The organism is Cupriavidus sp. MPR-AND1C (assembly GCF_058809705.1).
This window is the reverse complement of the sequence record NZ_JBXASU010000080.1, coordinates 1-20,327: the sequence shown is the minus strand read 5'-3', so window position 1 is coordinate 20,327 and position 20,327 is coordinate 1. Positions and strand designations below refer to the sequence as shown.

Sequence of the window (20,327 nt, the reverse complement as noted above, 5' to 3'; positions counted from 1 at the left end):
CTTTCCCGCATCACCCCGAGACGTTCCATGGATATCCAAGCAATCCGCGCCGACACCCCGCTGACGGCCTCCACCATCTATCTCGATACCGCGGCGGCCTCGCTGCCGCCGAACGCCGTGCTCGACGCCGTACGCGCGTACCTGCTCGATACCGGCCACGTTGGCATCTACCTGCCGGCCTTCCGCAAGGCCACCTATGCCCGCGTGGAAGCCGCGCGCGCACAACTCGCCGGCCTGCTGGGCGCGGCCGCCGACGAGATCGCCTTCACCAAGAATGCCACCGAGAGTATCTCCATCGTGGCGCGCGGCGTCGCCTGGCAAGCGGGCGACGAAGTGCTGGTGGCCGACACGGAAATGCTCAGCAACCTGCTGCCGTGGAAGCGCCTGGAGCAAACCCACGGCATCGTGGTGAAGATGGTGGCGGCCGATGCACAAGGCCTGCTGAGCCCCGACAGCTTCACCGCCGCCGTCACCCCGCGCACGCGCCTGCTGACGTTCTCGCACCTGCCCAATTCCACCGGCGCGGTGCAGCCGGCCGCCGCCATTTGCGCGGTGGCGCGCGCGCACGGCGTGCTGTCGCTGGTCAATGCCGCGCAAAGCGTGGGCATGCTGCGCTCCGACGTGCAGGCGCTGGATTGCGATTTCCTGGCCGGTTGCGGGCGCAAGGCGCTGCGCGCCACCGAAGGATCGGGGTTTCTCTACGTGCGCCGCGCGTTGATCGAGACCATCGAGCCCGCGCTGGTGGGCTGGTGGAACGGCAGCTATGACCGCGCCACCGGCGCGCTGTCGCTGGTGCCGGGCGCGCGCCGGTTTGAAGCCGGCTGCCCGATCGTGCCGGCCATCCTCGGCCTGGGCACCGCCATCGGCTATGCCGAACGCATCGGCATCGACGCCATCGAAGCGCGCGTGCGCAATCTCACCGCCTACGCCGTGGAAAAACTCTGCGCCGTCGCTGGCTTCGAACTCTACGGCCCATCCAATGCCGCCGAGCGCATCGGCATCGTGCCCTTCAATGTGCGCGGCGTGGACCCGGCCAAGATCGTAGCCGCGCTGGAGCAGCAGCAGTGCATCATCGAAGCCGGCAACTTCATGGCCGATGCCATCCTGGCGCGCTACGGCGTGTCCACCATGGCACGCGTCTCGCTGCATTACTTCAATACCCATGAGGAAATCGACCGCGTGGCCGAACTGATCGCCGCCGCCGTGGCCTGAGCCTGACATCACGACTGAACTACCGGAACCCGACATGAACCAACGCATCTTGCTGATGAGCAGCTCCCGCAAGGACAACCTCGGCTACCTCGAACACGCTGACGCGCAGATCCATGCCCTGCTCAGGCACGAGCCACGCAAAGTCCTGTTCATCCCCTTCGCCGGCGTGACCTTCAGCTTCGATACCTACGAAGGCATGGTCAAGCCGGTGTTCGAGCGCCTGGGCTACGCGCTGGCGTCCATCCACCACAGCGCCGACCCGCGCCGCGCGGTGGACGAGGCCGAAGCCATCGCGGTGGGCGGCGGCAACACGTTCGCGCTGCTCAAGCGCCTGTACGACGCCGATCTCGTCGACGCGATCCGCGCCAAGGTGCAGGCCGGCACGCCGTACGTGGGCTGGAGCGCTGGCAGCAACGTGGCCTGCCCGACCATCCGCACCACCAACGACATGCCCATCGTGCAGCCGCCCTCGCTGCGCGCGCTGCGCCTGGTGCCGTTCCAGATCAACCCGCACTTCATCGGCGGCAAGCCCGCCGGCCACAACGGCGAAAGCCGCGAAGAGCGCCTGGCGGAGTTCCTGCACATCAACGCGCCGGAGCAGGTCTTCGCGCTGCCGGAGGGCTCCGCGCTGTTCTCCGACGGCAGCAACGGCACGGTGCTGGGCGAGCGCCACGCGCTGCACTTCACGGCCGAGGGACAGGTAGAGACACTGCGCGAGGGCGAGACCTTCCCCTTGTCGCGTATCACCGGGCCGGCCGGCATGGACGGCTGGCAAGACTTCCGGGCCTGATTTCCGGGCTCGAATCCGGGACCTGAATCCCGGCGCCCCCCGGGCGCCGCGCGGCGCCGCACCACCCACGCCACACCCCGACGCAGGGCGAAAGACCCCTGCGCGGGCCCCCTATTGCCCTTGGAGGAGAAAAACCATGACCAACAAGCACTGGCTTGGCGCGCTCGCATTGAGCCTGCCCGCCGCCGCAATGGCGCAAAGCGGCGTCACGCTGTACGGCGTGATCGACACCGCGCTCACCTACCAGACCCATTCGGACCCCAACGGCAGCGCGCTGGCTAGCCTGCAACAGGGTGGCGAGGGCTTTCTGTCCGGCAGCCGCTTCGGCCTGAGGGGCAGCGAAGACCTGGGCGGCGATCTGTCAGCGGGCTTCGTGCTGGAAAACGGCCTGCTGGCGGACACCGGCAAGCTCGACCAGCAGGGCCAGCTGTTCGGGCGCCAGGCCTATGTGAAGATCGGCAGCAAGCGCTACGGCGAAGTGGCGCTGGGCCGGCAGTACACCACGGCCAACACCATGCTGTACTACGTGGACCCGCTCGGCGTGGGCGCCGCGCCGTCCAATGCGTGGATGGTCTTCCTGACCGGCCAGCGCTACGACAACGCGATCAGCTACACCGGCAACTACGGCCCGTTGGCGCTGATTGCCGAGTACGCGCTGGGCGAGACCGCCGGCAAGGGCTCCGCGATGTCGTCGGTCTCGCTGGGCATGAAGTACGCCTCAGGCCCGCTCGTGGCCGTGGGCGACTTCCAGCAAACCCGCGACAGCATGAGCCGCGCCGCGCGCATCTACCTGGCCGGGCTGAAGGCCTCGGTGGGCCGCGCGAGCCTGTTCGCCAACTATATCCACAGCGACCGCGACGCCGGCTTTGACTCGTCCAAGGGCGGCACCGATACCGCCACCATCACCAGCATGTCGACCGCCGCCACCGCCACCAACCGCGCCGCGTTCAACTCGGTGTTCGGCGGCAGCCGGCGCGACGACTTCTTCACCGTGGGGGCCAACTACACGGTCACCCCCGCCGTCACGCTGACCGCCAGCGTGATGCACGACCGCACCCGCGCCGACGCCTTCAGCGGCAACCGCACCACAGCCTACGGCGTGGCGGACTACGCCTTGAGCAAGCGCACCGACCTCTACCTGGCGCTGGCGTATGACTGGGTACATGGCGACTGGTCCGGCCTGTTCGGCAACGCAACGACCAACTGGACCGGCGACAGCGGCAAGAAACTGGACGGCCGCAACAACCAGACCACCGTGATGCTGGGCATGCGCCATTTGTTTTGAAGGTACGGCAAGCCAACGCGGATTGGCATGACGGCGGCATATCCGGCGCCCGCCCTCTCCCCCAGCGGACGTAGCGAACGATTCGGTGTAGCCGTGATTCCCGCCCGAGGGGCGGGAATCACCCAAGTGCGATGCGAAGCGAGCCGTCAAGGTGTGCCAAGGCCGTATGGGGCGCCTTCTTTGCCTACTTTCTTGGCAACACAAGAAAGTAGGTCGCCGCCCCGCAGGGGTGGTGAAACTGCCTTTGACTCTAAGCCTTTGAATCTAGGCCTTTGACGCTAAGCCTTTGACCTCAGGCCCTCAACCCAACCCATTCAAGAAGCCCCCCATGACCCTGCAACAAACCCTAGTCATCCACGAAGCCCTGGACAGCCCCAACGCCAACGGCGCAGTCGTCCGCGACCTGTTCGGTGCCTACACCGCCGCCGGCGTAACGGTAGACGTCGTCACCATCAACAACGCCCCGCCGGAACCCACCACAAACACCACCGACTTCCTCACCATCGTCATCCCCGGCACCCAAGGCAAGCGCGGCGGCGGCAAAGCCCCCACGCTAGGCGTGATCGGCCGCAATGGCGCCATCGGCGCGCGCCCGGAACTGGTAGGCCTGGTGTCCGACGCGGACGGCCCGATCGGCAGCCTGGCCGTGGCGCTCAAGCTGGCGCAGATGAAGCACAAGGGCGACCACCTGGCCGGCGACGTCATCGTGACCACGCACTTGTCCACCAACGTGTCGATGCAGCCGCACGATCCGGTGCCCTTCATGGGCATGCCGGTGTCGTCCGACACCATGAACGCGTACCAGGTGCTGCCGGAAATGGATGCGATCCTGTCGCTCGATGCCTCCAAGGGCAACAGCATCATCAAGCAGCGCGGCTTTGCGATCTCCCCCACCGCCATGCAGGGCTACATCCTGCGCGTGAGCCCGGACCTGGTCGCAACGATGGAGTCCACCACCGGTTGCCCGGCAGTGACCTTCCCGATCTCGCAGCAGGACATCACGCCCTATCACAACGGCCTGTACCACTTCAACAGCATCATGCAGCCGCATGTGGCCACCGCCGCCCCGGTGGTAGGCGTGGCGCTGACGGCGCAGTCGGTGGTCTCGGGCAGCGCCACCAGCGCCAACCACGAGATCGACATTGCCGAAGCAGTGCGCTTCTGCGTGGAAGTAGCCAAGCGCTTCGGCGCTGGCAAGTGCCAGTTCTTCAACGTGGTGGAATGGGGCAAGATCCGCGCGATCTATCCCGACATGACAGGTTTCCAGCGCGCCGGCGCTGCGCACTGAAACCAGGCGCGGCGGCGCCCGGACGTGCGGCAAGCCACACGCGGGCATTCTCAGCGGGCGCGCTTCGGTGTATGGTTGCGCTCCTGACGCAGTCGCCGCCTTAGCGGCTATTCTTGCAACATGCTCCGCCTGAACGACACCGACGGCCCCGCGCTGTCCCGCTGCCTGTCCGCCCTCGCCGCCTGCGCCGCGTTAGCCGCGCTGCCTGGATGCGAACGCAATGAACCGGCTCCGGCCACCTCCGCCACATCCCCATCCGCCGCCGCCTCATCGGATGCGCAGGCAGCGCGCGCCGACGACGCTGCCCAGCCGGACGACGAGCCCGGTTATGCGCCCGCGCCGCTGGCGCGCCCGCTGGTCGCCCTGCGCGGGCTGACCAGCATGGCGGACGTGCAGGCGGCGTGGGGCAAGCCGCCGGACATCACGCCCAACCAGGATGAATGCGGCACGGCGCTCGACGAAGAGCACCTGATGGACTACCACTACCCCGATGCGCTGATCGAAGTGGGCCGCAGCGGCGACGCCGTAATCCGCGCGCTGCACGGCATCCCGGCCGGGCTGACGCTCAAGCTGGAAAACCAGGAGGTTACCGCTGCCTCCACGCTGACGCAGCTCAACACGGCCCTGCGCAAGAACCCGCGCTGGAAACTGGCTGAGGCACCGGGCAAGGTACGCAGCCCGTCCGACCGCGACGAGGGCGACCCGCTCGAGCAGCTCGCCTACACCACGCTCTACACGCTGGACGGCGACGGCGACCAGTACCGCCTGTACTTCCTCGGCGACCGGCTGGTGGGCTACGCCTACTGGGTCGGCTGCTGACCCGCGCCGCGCTAGCGCAGCGCGCCGGGACCGCCCGCGTGTGACGCAAGCGCCGCCGCGGCATCGCCCTCGGTGGCAGTGGCCTGCGATGCCTCGCCATGCAGGCGCTTCCATTCGTCGAAGCCGCCGGCCAGCGCCCAGGTATTGGCGTAGCCGGCCGCCTTCAGGCGTTCCGCCAGCACCGCTGCCGATACCTCATGCGGGCAGGCGCAGTAGACCACGATGTCGATGCTGGTCGGATGCTCGGAGAGTAATTCCAGCGGCGCATTCAGGTCGATGATCGTCGCGCCGGGGATCCGCTCCACCGCGTCGCTGCGCACGTCGAGCACCAGCGGGAAGCGATCGCCTAGCCGGCGCGCTTCGAGCTCCTCCACCGACATGCGGGGCACACGCCGGGTGCGGCGCAACAGGCGCACGCGCCGCCAGAACTTCCACGCGACGAAGGCGGCGAAGGCGCCCAGCACCACCATGACGGCCACCGGGCCATAGATGCTGAAGGCGTTCAGGATGACTTCGACAAAATCGGTGAACACCACGCCAACCAGCAACGCGCCGCCGGCCCACACCAGCGCCCCGATGGCGTCGTAGAACAGGAACACCGCGAACGGCGTGGCGGTCATGCCAGCCATGGCGGTGGACAGTGCGCCGGCGCCCGGCAGCAGCTTGGCGAACACCAGCGAGCGCGGACCCACGCGCAAATACAGCGACTGGGTCTGGCGGATGCAGCTGTCGGGCGAGATGGAAACGCGGCAGATGGTGCGCAGCATGGGTTGCCCGAGCCGCTTGCCGGCGAAGTACCAGGCCGTATCGGCAATCAGGCAGGCCAGGATAACGGCCGCCAGCACGGCACCCAGCGCCGGGCCGCCCTCGCGCATGCCGAGCGCGCCGGCAACGAACAGCATCGGAACGGCCGGCACCGGCAGCCCGGCCTGCTCGGCCAGCACATTGAGAAACACGAGCATCACGCCGTGGCTCTCCAGCAAGGACTGCAATTCACCCACACCGATCTCCCGCACTATGGCCGTTTTCGCCCCCGCAAGGTAATCGGCGCAAGCGAGGATGCTCGCGCCAACGGGCATAGGCAGTAGTGTGCCACCAAGGTGGCGCGGTGCAGTGCGTTGACTTGCATGCAAACTTCAAAAACCCTGAACGAGGCGCCTGCGAGGCCGCGGGCCAGCGCTCCGGTTGTTGCCCCGGTTGTTGCCCCGGTTGTTGCCCCGGTTGTTGCCCCGGTTGTTGCCCCGGTTATTGCACCGATGGTCAGGCATGCGCGCCGTCCTGATAGGTGTCGAACTTGCGCGCGGGATCTGCGGAAGGGCCGCTGCGGTCCATGCCGGCCAGCTTTTGCGCGCCGTCCGAGAACGGATCAACCGTGCGCGACGGATCCGCGGAAACGCCGCCGCGGTCCATGCCAGCCAGCTTGCGCGCGCCGTCCGAGAACGGATCCGGCTTGCTCCGGCGGCTGGCATCCGCGCCCGTCGCCGCAGCGGCAGCCGGGTCCAGGCGCGCGCCATCGCTATAGACATCGAAACGCGACGCATGGAAGACGTAGCCGTAGCGATCCCCGGACACGGCACTATCCCTGGGGCCAGCGGCTTGCGCCGGAACCGCCGTGGCGGCAATGCCGGCAAGTGCGGCCGAAGTCATCAAGGACTTGAAGAAATGGCGGGTCATGGCAATCTCCTTCTGGGCGATCGGCGGATCGCGGCTGGCTTGCAGGGGAGCAGCGCCTTGCGCTGGTCCGGCCACACGTGAATCGCGCGGTTAAACCAGATACGCTGCGCAGCGCGGCGTGGATGCACAAGGACGCTGGTTGCTTACGGCGCCGGCAAGCGGGCATGATGGCGGCTACCGATCCCGGAGCGCCACGCATGCCTGCCCGACCTGACTCGCAACACAAAGACAAAGACAAAGACCAACTGATCCAGCGCTTCGGCCTGCAGCCGCATCCGGAAGGCGGCTACTACCGCGAGACCCATCGCGACGCCGCGCGTGTGTTGCGTCAGTCGAGTGAGGGGGCCGGCAATCCCGCCACACATGCCGCCTCCACGGCGATCTACTACCTGCTGTGCGACAACGCCTACTCCGCCTGGCACCGCATCCGCTCCGACGAGGTGTGGCACTTCTACGCGGGCTGCCCGCTCAACGTGCATGTGCTGGACCAAGACGGGAGCCTCACCACGCACCGGCTGGGCAACGCGCTCGCCGATGACGACGCGGTGTTCCAGGCCGTGGTCAGGGCTGGCTGCTGGTTCGCCGCCGAGCGCAGCGATCCGGATGGCTTCTCGCTGGTGGGCTGCACCGTGGCGCCGGGCTTTGAGTTCAGCGAGTTCGAGCTGGCCGATGCCGGCAGCCTGCTGGCATCGCACCCGCGCCATGCCGCGCTGATCGCGCGGCTTGCCCCTGCGCCGAAACGCTAGCGCAGCAAAACGCCCCCTCCCCTACTTTCCCTTGCCGAGACTTCCGTCATGACATGGTTGTCCCTTGCAGCTGTCGCGCTGGTAGCGCTGGAACACGTCTACATCATGGTGCTGGAGATGTTCCTGTGGGATAAGCCCAAGGGCATGCGGGCCTTCGGGCTAACGCAGGAATTCGCCGTCGCCACCAAGGCGCTGGCGGCCAACCAGGGGCTGTACAACGGCTTTCTCGCGGCCGGCCTGCTGTGGGGCCTGGCCACCGCCGCGGTGCCGGTGCAGTTGTTCTTCCTGTGCTGCGTGCTGGTGGCCGGCATCTTCGGCGCCTGCACGGCCAGCCGCAAGATCCTGTGGGTGCAGGGCCTGCCGGCGGCGATCGCCATCGCACTGGTGCTGCTGGCCTGAGGCGGCAAGCTCGGCCTCGGCGCTGTTCAACCGCGCTGTGCGAGCGTTCTCCTGGCCGCTCAGCGCGGCTTGCGGTAGGCGTTCTCGATCCAGTCCGCGGCGCTGGCCTTGCTCAGCTTGAAGCCCGGCGACACGCGCACCTGGGCCAGTTCGTCGCCGAGCTCGTCGGTGGCGCGCAGCACCGCGAAGGGATTGTCTTCGTCGGGCACGATGTCGAGCGTCACGCTGATGCGCGCCGTATCCGTGTCGACGATCACGCTCTTGTGCAGCATGGCATGCAGTTGCTGCTCGTGCCGGCGCAGCACTTCGGAGGCGGTCTTGACCAGCGTCGAGAAGGCGTTGGTGTCCAGCGGCTTGGGGTTCTTCTTGTCGCGGCCCATGGTCCATGGGCCAACCAGGGCGGGCTCGGGCTCGCCGTCCTTGATCATGGCAACGGCCCAGCCGTCATCGTCCTCGTTCTTGATCACGCGGGCGGTCCAGCCGTCGGCGCGCCACAGGCGCGGCTCCTGGATCTTTTCTGCGTTGTCCCCGGCGGCGTCCGGGTCGTCGGCTTCGGGGGAGAGTTCGGGCTGATGGGTCATGGCTGGCTTCAATTCGGGGCTGCGCGGTGGGCTGCGGGCGCTGGCCGGGCCCGCCACGCAATGCTTGGCGGGGACGGACCGGGACGGCGGCATCAAGGGCGCGATTTTACCCGCCCCGTCACGGCAGGGGGCGGCGGGGGCCGCCAGGCGCCACGCGCGCCCGGCGGCTGAGAGATGGCGAGACATGAATCCCCTCGGAAGTTGTATTTAATGTCTAACGGCCGCGTCCTATGCTGGACGTGTCGCCGGGACCCCCGTCTTGATGACACACCCTTCCAGTCGCCGTTCCCTTGAGACGGCGACGTTTTTTTAGCCGGCCAACCCGATCCCCGCACCAAAATGGGGATCGGTCGCAACAAAAGCGCTGGCCCGAGGAGCCCAGCCGGTTTAAGATGCGCGATTATCGAACAACCCGCGCGCACTCGCCCACATGGACGCCCCCATTCCCAGCAGCCCTGGCCAGGCAACGGCCGCCACTGTCCGCGTCGCCCGCCCCCAGGCCGACCTTCTCAACAGTTTTGCCGGCGACCCGAATTTCATGCTGTCGCTAGCGCGCGGCCTGAGCGTGCTCGAAGCCTTCTCCGAGCGTAAGCGCCCGCTCACCATTTCCCAGGTGGCGCAGCGCACCCAGCTCTCGCGTGCCTCGGTGCGGCGCTGCCTGTACACGCTGGAGCAGCTTGGCTACGTCAGCCAGCAAGGCGGCCAGTTCGCGCTGCGCCCGCGCGTGCTGCACCTGGGCCATGCCTATTTCTCGTCGACGTCGCTGGTGTCGCTGGCCCAGCCGATCCTCGACGCGCTGAGCACGCGCATCCAGCAGACCTCGGCACTGGCCATCCTGGACGATACCGACATCCTTTACCTGGTGCGCTCGGAGGTGCAGCGGGTGCTCACTTATTCGCTCGGCATGGGCAGCCGGCTGCCGGCGTACTGCACATCGATCGGCCGCATGCTGCTGGCCCACCTGGCCGAGCCGGCGCTGGAAGACTTCTTCGATCACGTCGACCTGCGCCCGCGCACGCTGCAGACCAAGATCTCGAGGGCCGAGCTGGAGGCCAGCTTTGCGCATGCGCGCGAACTGGACTATGTGCTGATCGACGAAGAGCTGGAACCCGGCCTGCGCGCCATCGCGGTGCCGGTGCGCGGCATCTCGGGCAGCGTCATGGCGGGCATCAGTGTCAGCGTGCGCGCGGCGCAGGTATCGGAAGCAGAGATGATCTCGCGCCTGCTGCCGCCGATGCGCGAAGCGGCAGTGGCGATCGGCAAGCTGATCGCCGCCTGAACTGCCTGAGCCGCCTGAAACCAAAACCGACAAGGAACCGCACACGCATGGCGCAAAGCACCCTTAACCCGCTGGCAGGCAAGGGCATGCGTTTTGTCCGGCGGGTCTACGCCATGCGCGCCATCGGGCTGGCGATCGGGTTCTTTGCGGTGGCGGCGGCCATGCTGGAAGCGGGCGTGCCGCGCTGGCTGCTGGCGCTGGTCTTCCTGCACGGCTTTGCCTGGCCGCACGTCGCTGCCTGGCGCTCAAGGCGCAGCGAGGTGCCGTTCCGTGCGGAAATCCAGAACATGATGATCGATGCCGTGCTCGGCGGCGTCTGGGCCGCGGCCATGAAATTCAACCTGCTGCCAAGCGTGCTGATCCTGGCGATGATGAGCATGAACAATGTAGCGGCGGGCGGCACGCGCCTGCTGCTGCATGGCCTGGGGTGGCACCTGGCGGGGGCGCTGGCAGGTATCGTGGCCTTCGGCGCGGCCTGGCATCCGCAGGCCAACCTCACCACCATCGTCGCCAGCCTGCCGATGCTGGTGCTCTACCCGCTGGCGCTGGGGCGCACCACCTACAGCATCTCCCGCCGCCTGGCCGCGCACGGCAAGCAGATCGAGGCCAACAGCCGCCTGGACGGCCTCACCGGCGTGCTCAACCGGGGCTATTGGGAAGCCATGCTGGCCGCGGAATTCCAGGCCTGCAAGACCGGGAGGCGCAGCACCGCCAGCCTGGTGCTGCTCGACATCGACCATTTCAAGCAGCTCAACGACACCCATGGCCACCTGGCTGGCGACGAAGCGCTCAAGGCCTTTGCCGCGCTGGTAATGCAGCACGCCGCGCAGCACGGCACGGCGGCCCGCGGTGAAACGCGGCAATGCCTGGTGGGGCGATACGGCGGCGAGGAGTTTGGCGTGCTGCTCAGTGGCGCGAGCCTGACGCAGGCGGTGGAAATGGCCGAGCGTCTGTCGCGCTCGCTGCAGCCGGGCACAGCTGCCGGCGCGGGCATTGCCGCGCTGCGTGGCCACACCGCCAGCCTTGGCGTGGCCGCCTTCGACGCCGGCATGGCGGGCCACCACGAATGGCTGGCGCACACGGACCGCGCGCTCTATGAAGCCAAGCGCGCCGACCGCAACCGGATTCGCATCAGCGCGGGTTGAGCGAAAACGGCGGCCAGATGCGCTTAGCCGCGGCTGGCAAGCTCCAGCGCAAACACCAGCCGCTGCAGGAAATTCTCCATGCGGCCGTCAAGGTTGGAGAACGCACAGCCGAAATGGTGAATGGCGCTGTCATCGCGCCCGGCCAGCCAGTGGCCCACCACTTGCACGCTCAGGTCCAGCTTGCCCAGCGCACCAAAATCCAGATGCACGCCGGAGATGGTGGTGCCCACCGGCAACTGCGTGGCGTCCACGGTCTTGGAGCGCAACCCGACGCCCGAGAGCGAGAGATCTGCAATATCGAGCTTGAGCGCGGTGCCGTCGCTCATCTTGATGGTGCAGACATAGCCCTTGGTAACCAGCGTGCGCGCGCGGAAATGACGGCGGCGCTGGAAGTGATAGAGCTTCTCCGGGAACGGCGCGGAAAATGCCGGGCCACCCTTGTACTGGGTGATCTCGGGCGTGCCGATCATGAAGTTCACGGGCACCCCGCGCAGCGACGCCGAGAAGGCATTCTCGTTGGAGGCCAGCAGCGCCTGCCGCTCGGGCTCGGTGGAGCACCAGTCGAAGACAAAGGTGCGGCTGGCCGGATCCACATGCAGCACGGACGTGACCATCTCGTGGGCAGTACGCGCGCGCACGTTCAGGATGCACTTCTGCCAGGCGAGGTCGCGCAGCACGGTGCCAATCTGCGAGGAATGGGTAAGGCGATAGCGGTCGTCTGGCAACGCGCCGGCGTCAAGCTCGGATTGCTCCGGGGAATCTTGGAGACTCATGAAAATCACGCAAACGTCTGAGAGAGGCCTGCGTCGCGCCAGACTGGCTTGCGACGGGGGAATTCGGGCTGCCGCACGCACCCGGATGCAAGCGGGGGCGAGCGGCTAGCGCCGCATGTTAAGCGCGACGCCTGCTGCTGCGCAAGCTCTTGTTTGAACAACGGCGAAGTGTGGCAAAACTTGAGCCAGACTTCCGTGGGGTAGCCCGCCGGGGCGGGTTCGCGCCTCATTTGCCGTCTTTGCGCCCACCGCGTTTTGCCGCGCCCTTGGCCCCGCGCACAGGATGTGGCGATGCGGCCACCTGCGCCGGATCCGCGCCGAGCGATGCTTGCGCCTCCTGGCACAGCCAGTCCCTGACCGCGCGACGCCGCGCATCGTGCTCGAACGCCACTGGCGAGAGCAACTGATAGCAAGATCCGTCGCGCACGAAGCCCCGCGGCGCGGCGATGCGGCCATCGGCAAGTTCGTCGGCCACCATCAGGCGCGACGCGATCGCGCAGCCAAGCCCGGCCGCGGCGGCCTGGATGGTCAGGTAGAAATGCTCGTACCAGGCGTCCGCGCCAAAGCGCTGCGCGCCGCCAGCGGCCTTGGCCCAGCGCTGCCAGGCATCCGGGCGCGAGCGCGTATGCAGCCGGTGCGACGATGCCCCGGCGCTGGCCCCGGCGCGGCAGACCACGCCCACCCATTCCTCGGCAACTTCATGGGCATGCAGTTCCGGCCCCACATGAAAATCGTTGCGGCGCAGCGCCAGGTCCACGCCGCTGCGCGCAAAGTCCACCGGACCGCCAGCGGCCATCAGGTGCAGCGTCACCTCCGGATGCGACTCTGTAAAGCGCGGCAGGCGGGGAATCAGCCAGCGCATGGCGATGGTGGGCTCGCACGACAAGACCAGCGCCCTGGGCTGCCCATGCGCGCGGATGCGCTGCGCGGCCGCGCCCAGCACGTCGAGCGACTGCGTGGCGGCAGCATGCAGGATATGCCCCGCCTCGGTCAGGAACACGGCCCGGTTGCGGCGCTCGAACAGCGTCACGCCGAGCGCCTCCTCCAGTTGGCGAATCTGGCGGCTGACCGCGCCGTGGGTCAGGTGCAGTTCGTCCGCAGCCCGCATGAAACTCTGGTGCCGCGCCGCGGCTTCGAAGAAACGGATTCCGCCCAGCCAGTGCATGCTTGCCTTGATGTGTCAGTTTTTCTCACGGATTTGCACAAGTATAAATCGGTTGTGGCGCCACATATCAGCGCAGAGAATGCCTGAAACCCGATTTCTTTCCGGTCAAGGATCTTCATACAAATGCACCCTCTCACCGAACTGCTGGCCGTCGCCACCATCACCGTGCTGGCCGTGATCAGCCCGGGCCCCGACTTCGCCATGGTGATGCGCAACAGCTTCGTGCATGGCCGCAAGGCCGGGCTGCTGTGCGCGCTCGGCATCGCCCTTGGCGTACAGGTGCACGTTTTCTACACGATGTTTGGCGTGGCGTTGTTGATGGAGCACGCGCACAACCTGTTGACGGTGGTGAAACTGCTCGGCGCCGCCTACCTGATCTGGATCGGCATCCAGACCTTGCGCAAGCGCGCGCCGGACCCGAATGCGCCGCCGCTCGGCGCGGATGCGGGCACCCCTGCGCTGACAGCGCCCGGCGCGCTCAAGATGGGCTTTCTCACCAATGCGCTCAATCCCAAGACCACCTTGTTCGTGGTCAGCACCTATACGCAGGTGGTGAATGCGCAAACGCCGCTGGCCGTGCAGTTCGGCTATGGCCTGTTCATGTCGCTGGCGCACCTGGCCTGGTTTGGCCTGATTGCGTGCTGCTTTTCCACGCCCGCGTTGCGCGCCGCCATGCTGCGGCGCCAGCGCTGGCTGGATCGGGTGATTGGCTCGGTGTTGCTGGCGCTTGGGGTGGCGCTTGGCCTGGGCAACCTGGCATAACGCCGGCCCTTGCCGGCCCTTGCCGGCGGCATCAGCCTGCCGCCGGGTCCAGCGCATACGCACGCCGGCATACATGCTGCGCGCCGCCCGCGCGCAGGTGGCTTTGATACAGGATGAAGCGCTCCACGGGGAACGGCTCGCACACCAGCCCGGCCTGCGCGTCGCGCCATGCCTGCAGCGCGGTATCCGCCACGGCAGGCCCGCAGCGCGCCAGCGTGATGTGAGGATGGAAGCGCGCATGCTGCTGCGCGCTTCCATCCGGTAACGTCGCGCCCTCGCATCCGGCAAGCGCCTGCGCCATCTGCGCATGCAGGCTGTCCAGCGCCGCATGGGGCGCCACGCCCGCCCACAGCACACTCGCCCGCCGCCCGCGAAAATAGCCAGCCTCTTTCACCGTGAGCGCAAAGGCCGCGCCGCGCACGGCCCCAAGCGCCCGCTCGATGCACGCCGCCGTGGCGTCGTCCTGCTCGCCAAGGAAGTGCAGCGTGAGATGGACCTGATGCGGTGCCGCCGCCCGGATGCCCGTCACGCGCGGCACGCGAGCCAGCAACGCCACCGCCAGCGCTGGCGGTACCTCAATCGCCACGAACAAACGTGCCATCGGTCCCACCTCCCGTGACGGCCTGGCGCGGGTGGTCAAGCGCAGCGGCGCGATGCCGCTGGCTCAACATGCCAACGCCGACTGACGCAGGATGGGCAGTGCCATGGCCGCGGCCGTGCCTTCGAGCCGGAGCAGCGCGCGCTTGCGCTCGGTGCCACCGGCATAGCCAGTGAGGTCGCCGCTGGCGCCCAGCACGCGATGGCAAGGCACGATCACCGACAAAGGGTTGCGCCCCACCGCCCCTCCGATCGCGCGCGCATGGGTGGGGGCAAGGCCCAGCCCGGCGCCCAGTTCGCCATATGACGTGGTCTCGCCGAACGGGATCTCGCACAGTGCCTGCCAGACCGCGTGCTGGAACGGGCTGCCGCCCAGCACCATGGGGACCGTGAAGACCTGCAGGCGCTCGGCGAAATAGTCGGCCAGTTCATCGGCGGCCTGCTCGAAGACGGGCTTCGCGGCGGCGGGCAAGTTGGTGTCAGGCGTGGCCGCCGCCGGGTAGTACTTCTGCCCGGAGAAGAACAGCCCGCTCAAGCGCGCGCCGTCGACGCGCAGCAGCACTTCGCCCAACGGGCTGGCGACGATGCGGTAGGCAATCATGGTGTGTTCCTTGTTGTGTCGCTGGTTGTGTCCCTTGTCTTGTCGCCTCGTACCGACTTGTCCGACTTGTCCGACTTGTCCGACTTGTCCGACTTGTCCGGCTTATCCGGCTTATCCGGCTTGTGTTCCTCGTAGCGCCGCCACAGGTGGACGGCGGCGTAGGCGCGCCACGGCGCCCACTGCGCGACATGCTGGTTCATGCCTCGCACGGTAGCGATGCCGAGCACCTTGCGCAAGACATAGTCGGTGCCAGGAAAGGCATCCGGCCAGCCGAGCGCGCGCATGGCCACGTATTGCGCGGTCCAGTCGCCCACGCCTTCCACCTCGCGCAGGCGCGCCATGGTGTCCTCCGGCGCGGCGTCAGGCTCCAGCTTGAGCGCGCCCGCCGCCACGCGGGCCGCGATGGCATGAATGGCCCGGCCCTTGCCCAGCGGGATGCCGATCTCACGCAAGACCTCGGGCGGCACGCCAGCCAGCGTAGCCGCGCCGGGAAACGTCACGCGCAGCGCCGGCATGGGCTGCGCCAGCGGCAAACCGTGGCGCTCGGCCAGCCGCGCCAGCAGCGTGCGCGCGTGCTTCACCGAGATCACCTGGCCCACCACCGCGCGCACGGCGATCTCGAAGCCATCCACCGCGCCCGGCAAGCGCATGCCGGGCGCTTCGGCAGCCAGCGGGCCCAGATGCTGATCGACCACATCGGGCCGGCAGCCCAGGTCGCACAACCGCCGCACGCGGCCCAGCGCCTGCGGAATCACGTGCGCCAGCGAACCGGACAACGTCACCCTGATCACATGACGGCGCGCGACGTGCTCCAACCGCAGCCAGCCCACATGCGTGCGGCCGCCGCTGTCGATCGCCAGCGTGCGCGCGTAGGTGCCATCGCCAAGCTGCTCGACGCCATCCACCGCGCGCACGCCCAGGAACTGCAGGAACGCGGCCCACGCCATCGGCGGGCGGTAGCCCAGCTCGAACACCAGCTCGTCGGCCACGTTATCGGCGGCGCGCTTGCGCATGGCCATGGGCGTCAGCCCGTAGCGCGTCTTGAGCACATCGTTGAAGCGCCGCACGCTGCCAAAGCCAGCGGCATGCGCCACGTCGGTCACGGTCAGCCCCGTATCGGTCAGCAAACGCTTGGCCAGCAGCAGCCTCTGCGTCTGCGCATACTCCAGCACCGAGACGCCGAACTGCGCATCGAACAGCCGGCGCAGGTGGCGCTCGGTAATACCGATGCGCGCGGCCAGCCCGGCCACGCCGGCATCCACCATGAAGCCCTCGTCGATCAGCGTGGCCGCGGCCTGGGCCAGGCGCCCCGACAGGTCGGCCAGCCCGTGTCCCGGCGCCAGCTCGGGCCGGCAGCGCAGGCAGGGCCGGAAGCCTTGCTTCTCGGCCGCGGCAGCGCTGTCGTAGAACGTGCAGTTCTCGCGCTTGGGCGTGCGCACCGCGCAGATCGGCCGGCAGTAGACGCCGGTGGACGACACGCCCACGAAGAAGCGCCCGTCGAAGCGGCGATCGTGCGAAGCCACGGCCTTGTAGCAGGTATCCGGATCGAGTTTCATAGCCAGCATGCTACTCCGTTGCGAGAGCAGGACTAGCTGGATTCGGACATTTGGCTCTGCGGCGTGCATTGGCCTGCCACTGCGACACGAAGACCACCTGCACAGCGGCAGCACGGCAGCGCGCTCGCATCATCCATCGCCGCCCTCGCCCCCCGGCGCATCCATCGCGGCGGCCAGCTCGCTCAACACCAGCGTCTCGTGCGCAAGCACGGCCACCAGCGAAAGCAGATGGGCCTGGGTCTCCTCACCGAGGTTGCAGAAGGTGCCACCCGCCGCGTTCTCGACTGCGACTGACAACAACGCATTGAGCTGCGCGGTTTTTTCGGCGGCGAGGCTTAGCGGACTTTCCGATGGCGCATGCACGGTCAGGAAGGTATCGCGGCCCGTGCGTTGGGCAGTGATGTTGTAGCGCGGGTAGTTATACATCGAGCGCCCTCCGTTGGGAGGCGCGCAGGCGCTGGTGGATGACGGGGAGCTTGGGGGATGCGATTTGCCCGGAATGGGCGAGCGAAGACTGGGGCATGGGAGTGCCTCCTTTGCGAGCGTGTTTGACAGCGTTTTTTGTCGTCGGGCTGTCAAACCCGGCCGCTGTGGTTGCAGCAACGAGCGGAGTATATCGTGGGGCCATGCAGCCGAACCCAGCCGCAACAAAAAGTCACACCCGCTACGCTAGCCAACGGCTACAAGTACCTGATCGATCCTGCCCGCCGTCAGCCGCAACGTGCGCCGGCTGCACCGGCCCGAGGCTCGGATCGCTCGCCTTCACGCTGCTGCCACCGCTGTAGCTGCCCGAGATCACCGCTTGCGATGCTCTTGATGTGGACATCGCGGTGGCGAAGGCCAAGGCCGCATTCGAGGATGGACGCTGGCATCGCCGCTCGCCGGCGCAGCGCAAGGCTACATTGCTGCGCTTCGCCGATCTGCTCGAGCAGCACGTGCATGAGCTGGCGGTCATGGAAAGCCTCGACAGTGGCAAGCCAATGCGGGAATGTCAGGCCACTGACGTGCCGGAGACGATCCATACGATTCGCTGGCAGGCCGAACTGATCGACAAGATCTACGGCAGCACGGCACCAGTAGGATCGAATGCCCTGTCTCTGGTGGTCCGCGAGCCCATTGGGGTGGTCGGGCTCGTCCTGCCGTGGAACTTCCCGTTGCTGATGCTTGCGTGGAAGATCGGCCCCTCGCTGGCTGTCGGCTGTTCGATCATCGTCAAACCCGCCAAGGAGACCACGCTGACCGCATTGCGCGTGGCCGAACTGGCCCACGAAGCGGGGGTGCCTGCCGGCGTATTCAACATGCTACCCGGAGGCGGCAAGGATGTTGGCGAACCGCTGGGCAAGCATATGGATGTGTCCATGGTGAGCTTCACCGGTTCGACGGACACTGGCCGGCTGTTTCTCAGGTACGCTGCGGACTCAAACCTGAAACGCATCGTGCTGGAATGCGGCGGGAAAAACCCTGCGGTTGTGATGAACGACGTCGAAGATATCGATGTCGTGGCGCAGCACGTCGTCAATGGTGCCTTCTGGAACATGGGGGAGAATTGCTCGGCATCGTCGCGCCTGATCGTCCATGCCGAGGTCAAGGATAATCTGCTGGCACATATCGGCGTTCACCTGCGTGAATGGAAGATGGGCGACCCGCTTGACCCGGAACACCGCATCGGCTCGCTAGTCAGCGAATCGCATTTCCGGAAGGTTCAGTCCTATATCGAACTGGCCAATGCCGAAAATCTGCGTGTGGCCTTTGGTGGGGGTACTGAAGGAGAGACCTTTGTCGAGCCGACTGTGGTCGATGGCGTGGGCCAGCACAGCCGGTTGTTCAAGGAGGAGATATTTGGTCCGATCCTGTCGGTCACGACGTTCACCAGCACGGAAGAGGCCATCGCGTTGGCGAACGATTCCGTCTACGGGTTGGCGGCGTCCGTCTATACGAGCAATCTGAACAACGCCATCCGGCTATCGCGAGAAATCCGCGCAGGTGTCGTTACGGTCAATTGCTTTGGGGAGGGTGACGTTACCACCCCCTTCGGTGGCTACAAGGAGTCGGGCTTCGGTGGGCGCGACAAGTCGATCTGGGCACACGACCAGTACACCGAAATCAAGACCATCTGGATAGACGTGCCGGATCGCGCAGCGGTCAAATAGGTGAAAGACAAACCATGCTCGGCCCGGCCATGACAAGATTAGGTTGACTGCGGCTGAGCATGTGTGCCAAAAACGAATCGGATTCCCTTTCAGATCGACATGTCAGTGCAAGCAGGTGTTATGCAAAGCAAAAAAAAGGCAACACTCATCGGGCTCATCGCCATTCTGTTGTGGAGTTCGATCGTCGGTCTGATTCGCGGTGTCAGTCAAAGCCTCGGGGTCGTCGGTGGCGCCGCCATGATTTACACGGCCGCGTCCGTTTTGCTCTTCTTCTCGGTTGGTTTTGTCAGAATGAGTACGTTTCCCCGGCGCTATCTCGTTTGGGGAAGCATCCTGTTCGTTTCCTACGAGCTGTGCCTTTCTCTGTCCATTGGCTATGCCAACAGCAGCAGGCAGGCCATCGAGGTAGGGATGGTCAATTACTTGTGGCCGACCTTTACGATGCTGTCGGCCATTGCATTCAACAATCAAAAGTCGAACCTTTTGATCGTTCCCGGCTTCCTGGTTTCCGTCCTCGGGATCTGCATGGTGCTTGGCGGCGACCAAGGTCTGGACTTCGCCGGAATGGCGGCGAACATCAAGGACAATCCTCTGAGCTATGGGCTCGCGTTCTGCGGTGCGTTGATCTGGGCCGCTTATTGCACGGTCACCAGCAGGATTGCTGAAGGCAGGAACGGCATCACGCTGTTCTTCATGCTGACGGCTTTGGCCCTGTGGATCAAATATTTCGCCGCAGGCGGCGGTGCGATGGATTTCAGTTATGGAGCAATCATCTACCTTGCGATGGCCGCTTGCGCGATGGGCTTCGGCTATGCGGCCTGGAATGTAGGCATCCTGCATGGCAACGTGACTGTCCTCGCCGGCGCTTCGTACTTTATCCCGGTGCTTTCTGCGGCCCTGGCGGCCACGCTTTTGCGCACCCCACTTTCGCTCGGCTTCTGGAAAGGCGCATCCATGGTGTGCGCGGGGTCGATCCTGTGCTGGTTGGCAACACGGGGGCGACGTTCAGGTGCCTCTTCCCCGTCGGACCGTGCCGATTCGCACGAGCAGGAGCGCGCTCACGGACAGTGAGTTCATCTGGACTGACGCTCGACTCCACGCAAGCGGTCAGCCATCGGCTGAGATCGCCCGCTTGTCACCCGATTCCGTTGGCTTCGCCGAACGATCAGCGTGAGCAACGTCGCAATCGAAACATCCTCAAACGATCAGGACAAGAATATGTTCCGGGAGACGAAAATGAAGATGCGATTGTTCGTCGCAGTAGTTTTGTGCACCATGGCTGCGCCAGCAGTCTCACAGAGCACGGTGACTTTGTATGGCGTGCTCGACTAGGGGCTTAACTATACGAATAACGTTGGCGGCCACAGCCAGGTCGCGCTCGCCAGCGGATTTCCGCACGGTAGTCGGTGGGGGCTCAAGGGGGCCAAAGATCTCGGCGGCGGGGTCAAGACCATATTCCAGCTTGAGAACGGGTTCGACGTGGATACCGGGCGGGCGTTCCAGGG

20 protein-coding genes and 2 pseudogenes are annotated in these 20,327 nt (G+C 66.4%); 13 read left to right on the top strand and 9 right to left on the bottom strand.

Features of this window, described 5'->3' with window-relative positions:
* Positions 1–27: 27 nt before the first annotated feature.
* The 5 genes from AC1RWI_RS29965 (at position 28) to AC1RWI_RS29945 (ending at position 5,394) form a co-directional block, all read left to right on the top strand.
* Complete coding sequence (locus tag AC1RWI_RS29965; RefSeq protein WP_492870116.1) at positions 28–1,212, top strand: aminotransferase class V-fold PLP-dependent enzyme; 1,185 nt, start codon at positions 28–30, stop codon at positions 1,210–1,212.
* A 34-nt stretch (positions 1,213–1,246) separates the two neighbouring features.
* The gene (gene pepE, locus AC1RWI_RS29960) at positions 1,247–2,002 is read left to right on the top strand and encodes a dipeptidase PepE (protein ID WP_043352865.1); all 756 of its coding nucleotides are present in this window, start codon (positions 1,247–1,249) and stop codon (positions 2,000–2,002) included.
* A 136-nt stretch (positions 2,003–2,138) separates the two neighbouring features.
* Positions 2,139–3,287, top strand: a complete 1,149-nt coding sequence (locus tag AC1RWI_RS29955; RefSeq protein ID WP_043352863.1) for a porin — start codon at positions 2,139–2,141, stop codon at positions 3,285–3,287.
* Positions 3,288–3,615: 328 nt separating this feature from the next.
* Positions 3,616–4,575 carry a DUF1177 domain-containing protein gene (locus AC1RWI_RS29950; RefSeq protein WP_043352859.1) on the top strand — a complete coding sequence of 320 codons (960 nt, stop codon included), beginning with the start codon at positions 3,616–3,618 and terminating at the stop codon, positions 4,573–4,575.
* Positions 4,576–4,695: 120 nt separating this feature from the next.
* Positions 4,696–5,394 (top strand): hypothetical protein, encoded by a 699-nt coding sequence (locus tag AC1RWI_RS29945; RefSeq protein ID WP_043352858.1) that lies wholly within the window; start codon positions 4,696–4,698, stop codon positions 5,392–5,394.
* A gap of 11 nt (positions 5,395–5,405) precedes the next feature.
* On the opposite strand, the gene AC1RWI_RS29940 is transcribed toward AC1RWI_RS29945, so the two are convergent.
* Together AC1RWI_RS29940 and AC1RWI_RS29935 are read right to left on the bottom strand one after the other, a co-directional pair.
* A complete protein-coding gene (locus tag AC1RWI_RS29940) occupies positions 5,406–6,395 on the bottom strand; it encodes a VTT domain-containing protein (RefSeq protein WP_492870115.1) in 990 nt (329 codons plus the stop codon).
* Between the two features lie 259 nt (positions 6,396–6,654).
* Entirely contained in the window at positions 6,655–7,068 is a 414-nt protein-coding gene (locus AC1RWI_RS29935) for a copper resistance protein CopQ (RefSeq protein ID WP_492870114.1), read from the bottom strand.
* 197 nt (positions 7,069–7,265) lie between these two features.
* Here AC1RWI_RS29935 and AC1RWI_RS29930 point away from each other — a divergent pair, with 197 nt between their 5' ends.
* Positions 7,266–7,814 (top strand): cupin domain-containing protein, encoded by a 549-nt coding sequence (locus AC1RWI_RS29930; protein ID WP_492870113.1) that lies wholly within the window; start codon positions 7,266–7,268, stop codon positions 7,812–7,814.
* Positions 7,815–7,862: 48 nt separating this feature from the next.
* Positions 7,863–8,213, top strand: a complete 351-nt coding sequence (locus AC1RWI_RS29925) for a DUF1304 domain-containing protein (RefSeq protein WP_043352854.1) — start codon at positions 7,863–7,865, stop codon at positions 8,211–8,213.
* Positions 8,214–8,272: 59 nt separating this feature from the next.
* Here AC1RWI_RS29925 and AC1RWI_RS29920 read toward each other — a convergent pair whose 3' ends face one another.
* Positions 8,273–8,794 carry a hypothetical protein gene (locus AC1RWI_RS29920; RefSeq protein ID WP_043352852.1) on the bottom strand — a complete coding sequence of 174 codons (522 nt, stop codon included), beginning with the start codon at positions 8,792–8,794 and terminating at the stop codon, positions 8,273–8,275.
* A gap of 430 nt (positions 8,795–9,224) precedes the next feature.
* Here AC1RWI_RS29920 and AC1RWI_RS29915 point away from each other — a divergent pair, with 430 nt between their 5' ends.
* On the top strand, positions 9,225–10,073 hold the full coding sequence (locus AC1RWI_RS29915; protein WP_043352851.1) for an IclR family transcriptional regulator domain-containing protein: 849 nt from the start codon (positions 9,225–9,227) through the stop codon (positions 10,071–10,073).
* 47 nt (positions 10,074–10,120) lie between these two features.
* Positions 10,121–11,218, top strand: coding sequence for a diguanylate cyclase (locus AC1RWI_RS29910; RefSeq protein WP_492870112.1), 1,098 nt, complete (start codon positions 10,121–10,123; stop codon positions 11,216–11,218).
* A gap of 23 nt (positions 11,219–11,241) precedes the next feature.
* On the opposite strand, the gene AC1RWI_RS29905 is transcribed toward AC1RWI_RS29910, so the two are convergent.
* Both AC1RWI_RS29905 and AC1RWI_RS29900 read right to left on the bottom strand, forming a co-directional pair.
* Positions 11,242–11,991 (bottom strand): flagellar brake protein, encoded by a 750-nt coding sequence (locus AC1RWI_RS29905; protein WP_043352847.1) that lies wholly within the window; start codon positions 11,989–11,991, stop codon positions 11,242–11,244.
* Positions 11,992–12,217: 226 nt separating this feature from the next.
* Positions 12,218–13,156 (bottom strand): LysR substrate-binding domain-containing protein, encoded by a 939-nt coding sequence (locus tag AC1RWI_RS29900; protein WP_043352845.1) that lies wholly within the window; start codon positions 13,154–13,156, stop codon positions 12,218–12,220.
* Positions 13,157–13,279: 123 nt separating this feature from the next.
* Here AC1RWI_RS29900 and AC1RWI_RS29895 point away from each other — a divergent pair, with 123 nt between their 5' ends.
* Positions 13,280–13,918, top strand: coding sequence for a LysE family translocator (locus AC1RWI_RS29895; protein ID WP_043352842.1), 639 nt, complete (start codon positions 13,280–13,282; stop codon positions 13,916–13,918).
* A gap of 31 nt (positions 13,919–13,949) precedes the next feature.
* Here the strand turns inward: AC1RWI_RS29895 and thpR are convergent, their stop codons facing one another.
* The 4 genes from thpR to AC1RWI_RS29875 all read right to left on the bottom strand — a co-directional run bounded on the left by thpR (position 13,950) and on the right by AC1RWI_RS29875 (position 17,098).
* The gene (gene thpR / locus AC1RWI_RS29890) at positions 13,950–14,519 is read right to left on the bottom strand and encodes an RNA 2',3'-cyclic phosphodiesterase (RefSeq protein ID WP_492870111.1); all 570 of its coding nucleotides are present in this window, start codon (positions 14,517–14,519) and stop codon (positions 13,950–13,952) included.
* 63 nt (positions 14,520–14,582) lie between these two features.
* Positions 14,583–15,116 (bottom strand): methylated-DNA--[protein]-cysteine S-methyltransferase, encoded by a 534-nt coding sequence (locus AC1RWI_RS29885; protein ID WP_043352840.1) that lies wholly within the window; start codon positions 15,114–15,116, stop codon positions 14,583–14,585.
* Positions 15,113–16,672 carry an AlkA N-terminal domain-containing protein gene (locus AC1RWI_RS29880; RefSeq protein ID WP_492870120.1) on the bottom strand — a complete coding sequence of 520 codons (1,560 nt, stop codon included), beginning with the start codon at positions 16,670–16,672 and terminating at the stop codon, positions 15,113–15,115. The genes AC1RWI_RS29885 and AC1RWI_RS29880 overlap by 4 nt, the downstream gene beginning before the upstream one ends.
* Before the next feature lie 129 nt (positions 16,673–16,801).
* Positions 16,802–17,098 carry a hypothetical protein gene (locus AC1RWI_RS29875; RefSeq protein ID WP_492870110.1) on the bottom strand — a complete coding sequence of 99 codons (297 nt, stop codon included), beginning with the start codon at positions 17,096–17,098 and terminating at the stop codon, positions 16,802–16,804.
* Between the two features lie 359 nt (positions 17,099–17,457).
* Here AC1RWI_RS29875 and AC1RWI_RS29870 point away from each other — a divergent pair.
* The 3 genes and pseudogenes from AC1RWI_RS29870 to AC1RWI_RS29860 all read left to right on the top strand — a co-directional run.
* Positions 17,458–18,822: pseudogene (locus AC1RWI_RS29870) on the top strand (aldehyde dehydrogenase); the annotation flags it as partial.
* Positions 18,823–18,942: 120 nt separating this feature from the next.
* The gene (yddG, locus tag AC1RWI_RS29865; protein WP_043352835.1) at positions 18,943–19,893 is read left to right on the top strand and encodes an aromatic amino acid DMT transporter YddG; all 951 of its coding nucleotides are present in this window, start codon (positions 18,943–18,945) and stop codon (positions 19,891–19,893) included.
* A 165-nt stretch (positions 19,894–20,058) separates the two neighbouring features.
* A pseudogene (locus AC1RWI_RS29860) lies at positions 20,059–20,327 on the top strand (porin); the annotation flags it as partial.

What these genes read in the sequence shown, in the direction of transcription:
- AC1RWI_RS29955 (WP_043352863.1), top strand. Translation starts at nt 2,139, where the DNA reads ATGACCAACAAGCACTGGCTTGGCGCGCTCGCATTGAGCCTGCCCGCC.
- AC1RWI_RS29915 (WP_043352851.1), top strand. Translation starts at nt 9,225, where the DNA reads ATGGACGCCCCCATTCCCAGCAGCCCTGGCCAGGCAACGGCCGCCACT.
- AC1RWI_RS29950 (WP_043352859.1), top strand. Translation starts at nt 3,616, where the DNA reads ATGACCCTGCAACAAACCCTAGTCATCCACGAAGCCCTGGACAGCCCC.
- AC1RWI_RS29930 (WP_492870113.1), top strand. Translation starts at nt 7,266, where the DNA reads ATGCCTGCCCGACCTGACTCGCAACACAAAGACAAAGACAAAGACCAA.
- AC1RWI_RS29935 (WP_492870114.1), bottom strand. Translation starts at nt 7,068, where the DNA reads ATGACCCGCCATTTCTTCAAGTCCTTGATGACTTCGGCCGCACTTGCC.
- AC1RWI_RS29895 (WP_043352842.1), top strand. Translation starts at nt 13,280, where the DNA reads ATGCACCCTCTCACCGAACTGCTGGCCGTCGCCACCATCACCGTGCTG.
- AC1RWI_RS29925 (WP_043352854.1), top strand. Translation starts at nt 7,863, where the DNA reads ATGACATGGTTGTCCCTTGCAGCTGTCGCGCTGGTAGCGCTGGAACAC.
- AC1RWI_RS29905 (WP_043352847.1), bottom strand. Translation starts at nt 11,991, where the DNA reads ATGAGTCTCCAAGATTCCCCGGAGCAATCCGAGCTTGACGCCGGCGCG.
- AC1RWI_RS29920 (WP_043352852.1), bottom strand. Translation starts at nt 8,794, where the DNA reads ATGACCCATCAGCCCGAACTCTCCCCCGAAGCCGACGACCCGGACGCC.
- AC1RWI_RS29910 (WP_492870112.1), top strand. Translation starts at nt 10,121, where the DNA reads ATGGCGCAAAGCACCCTTAACCCGCTGGCAGGCAAGGGCATGCGTTTT.
- AC1RWI_RS29965 (WP_492870116.1), top strand. Translation starts at nt 28, where the DNA reads ATGGATATCCAAGCAATCCGCGCCGACACCCCGCTGACGGCCTCCACC.
- pepE (WP_043352865.1), top strand. Translation starts at nt 1,247, where the DNA reads ATGAACCAACGCATCTTGCTGATGAGCAGCTCCCGCAAGGACAACCTC.
- AC1RWI_RS29900 (WP_043352845.1), bottom strand. Translation starts at nt 13,156, where the DNA reads ATGCACTGGCTGGGCGGAATCCGTTTCTTCGAAGCCGCGGCGCGGCAC.
- yddG (WP_043352835.1), top strand. Translation starts at nt 18,943, where the DNA reads ATGCAAAGCAAAAAAAAGGCAACACTCATCGGGCTCATCGCCATTCTG.
- AC1RWI_RS29880 (WP_492870120.1), bottom strand. Translation starts at nt 16,672, where the DNA reads ATGAAACTCGATCCGGATACCTGCTACAAGGCCGTGGCTTCGCACGAT.
- AC1RWI_RS29885 (WP_043352840.1), bottom strand. Translation starts at nt 15,116, where the DNA reads ATGATTGCCTACCGCATCGTCGCCAGCCCGTTGGGCGAAGTGCTGCTG.
- AC1RWI_RS29945 (WP_043352858.1), top strand. Translation starts at nt 4,696, where the DNA reads ATGCTCCGCCTGAACGACACCGACGGCCCCGCGCTGTCCCGCTGCCTG.
- thpR (WP_492870111.1), bottom strand. Translation starts at nt 14,519, where the DNA reads ATGGCACGTTTGTTCGTGGCGATTGAGGTACCGCCAGCGCTGGCGGTG.
- AC1RWI_RS29875 (WP_492870110.1), bottom strand. Translation starts at nt 17,098, where the DNA reads ATGTATAACTACCCGCGCTACAACATCACTGCCCAACGCACGGGCCGC.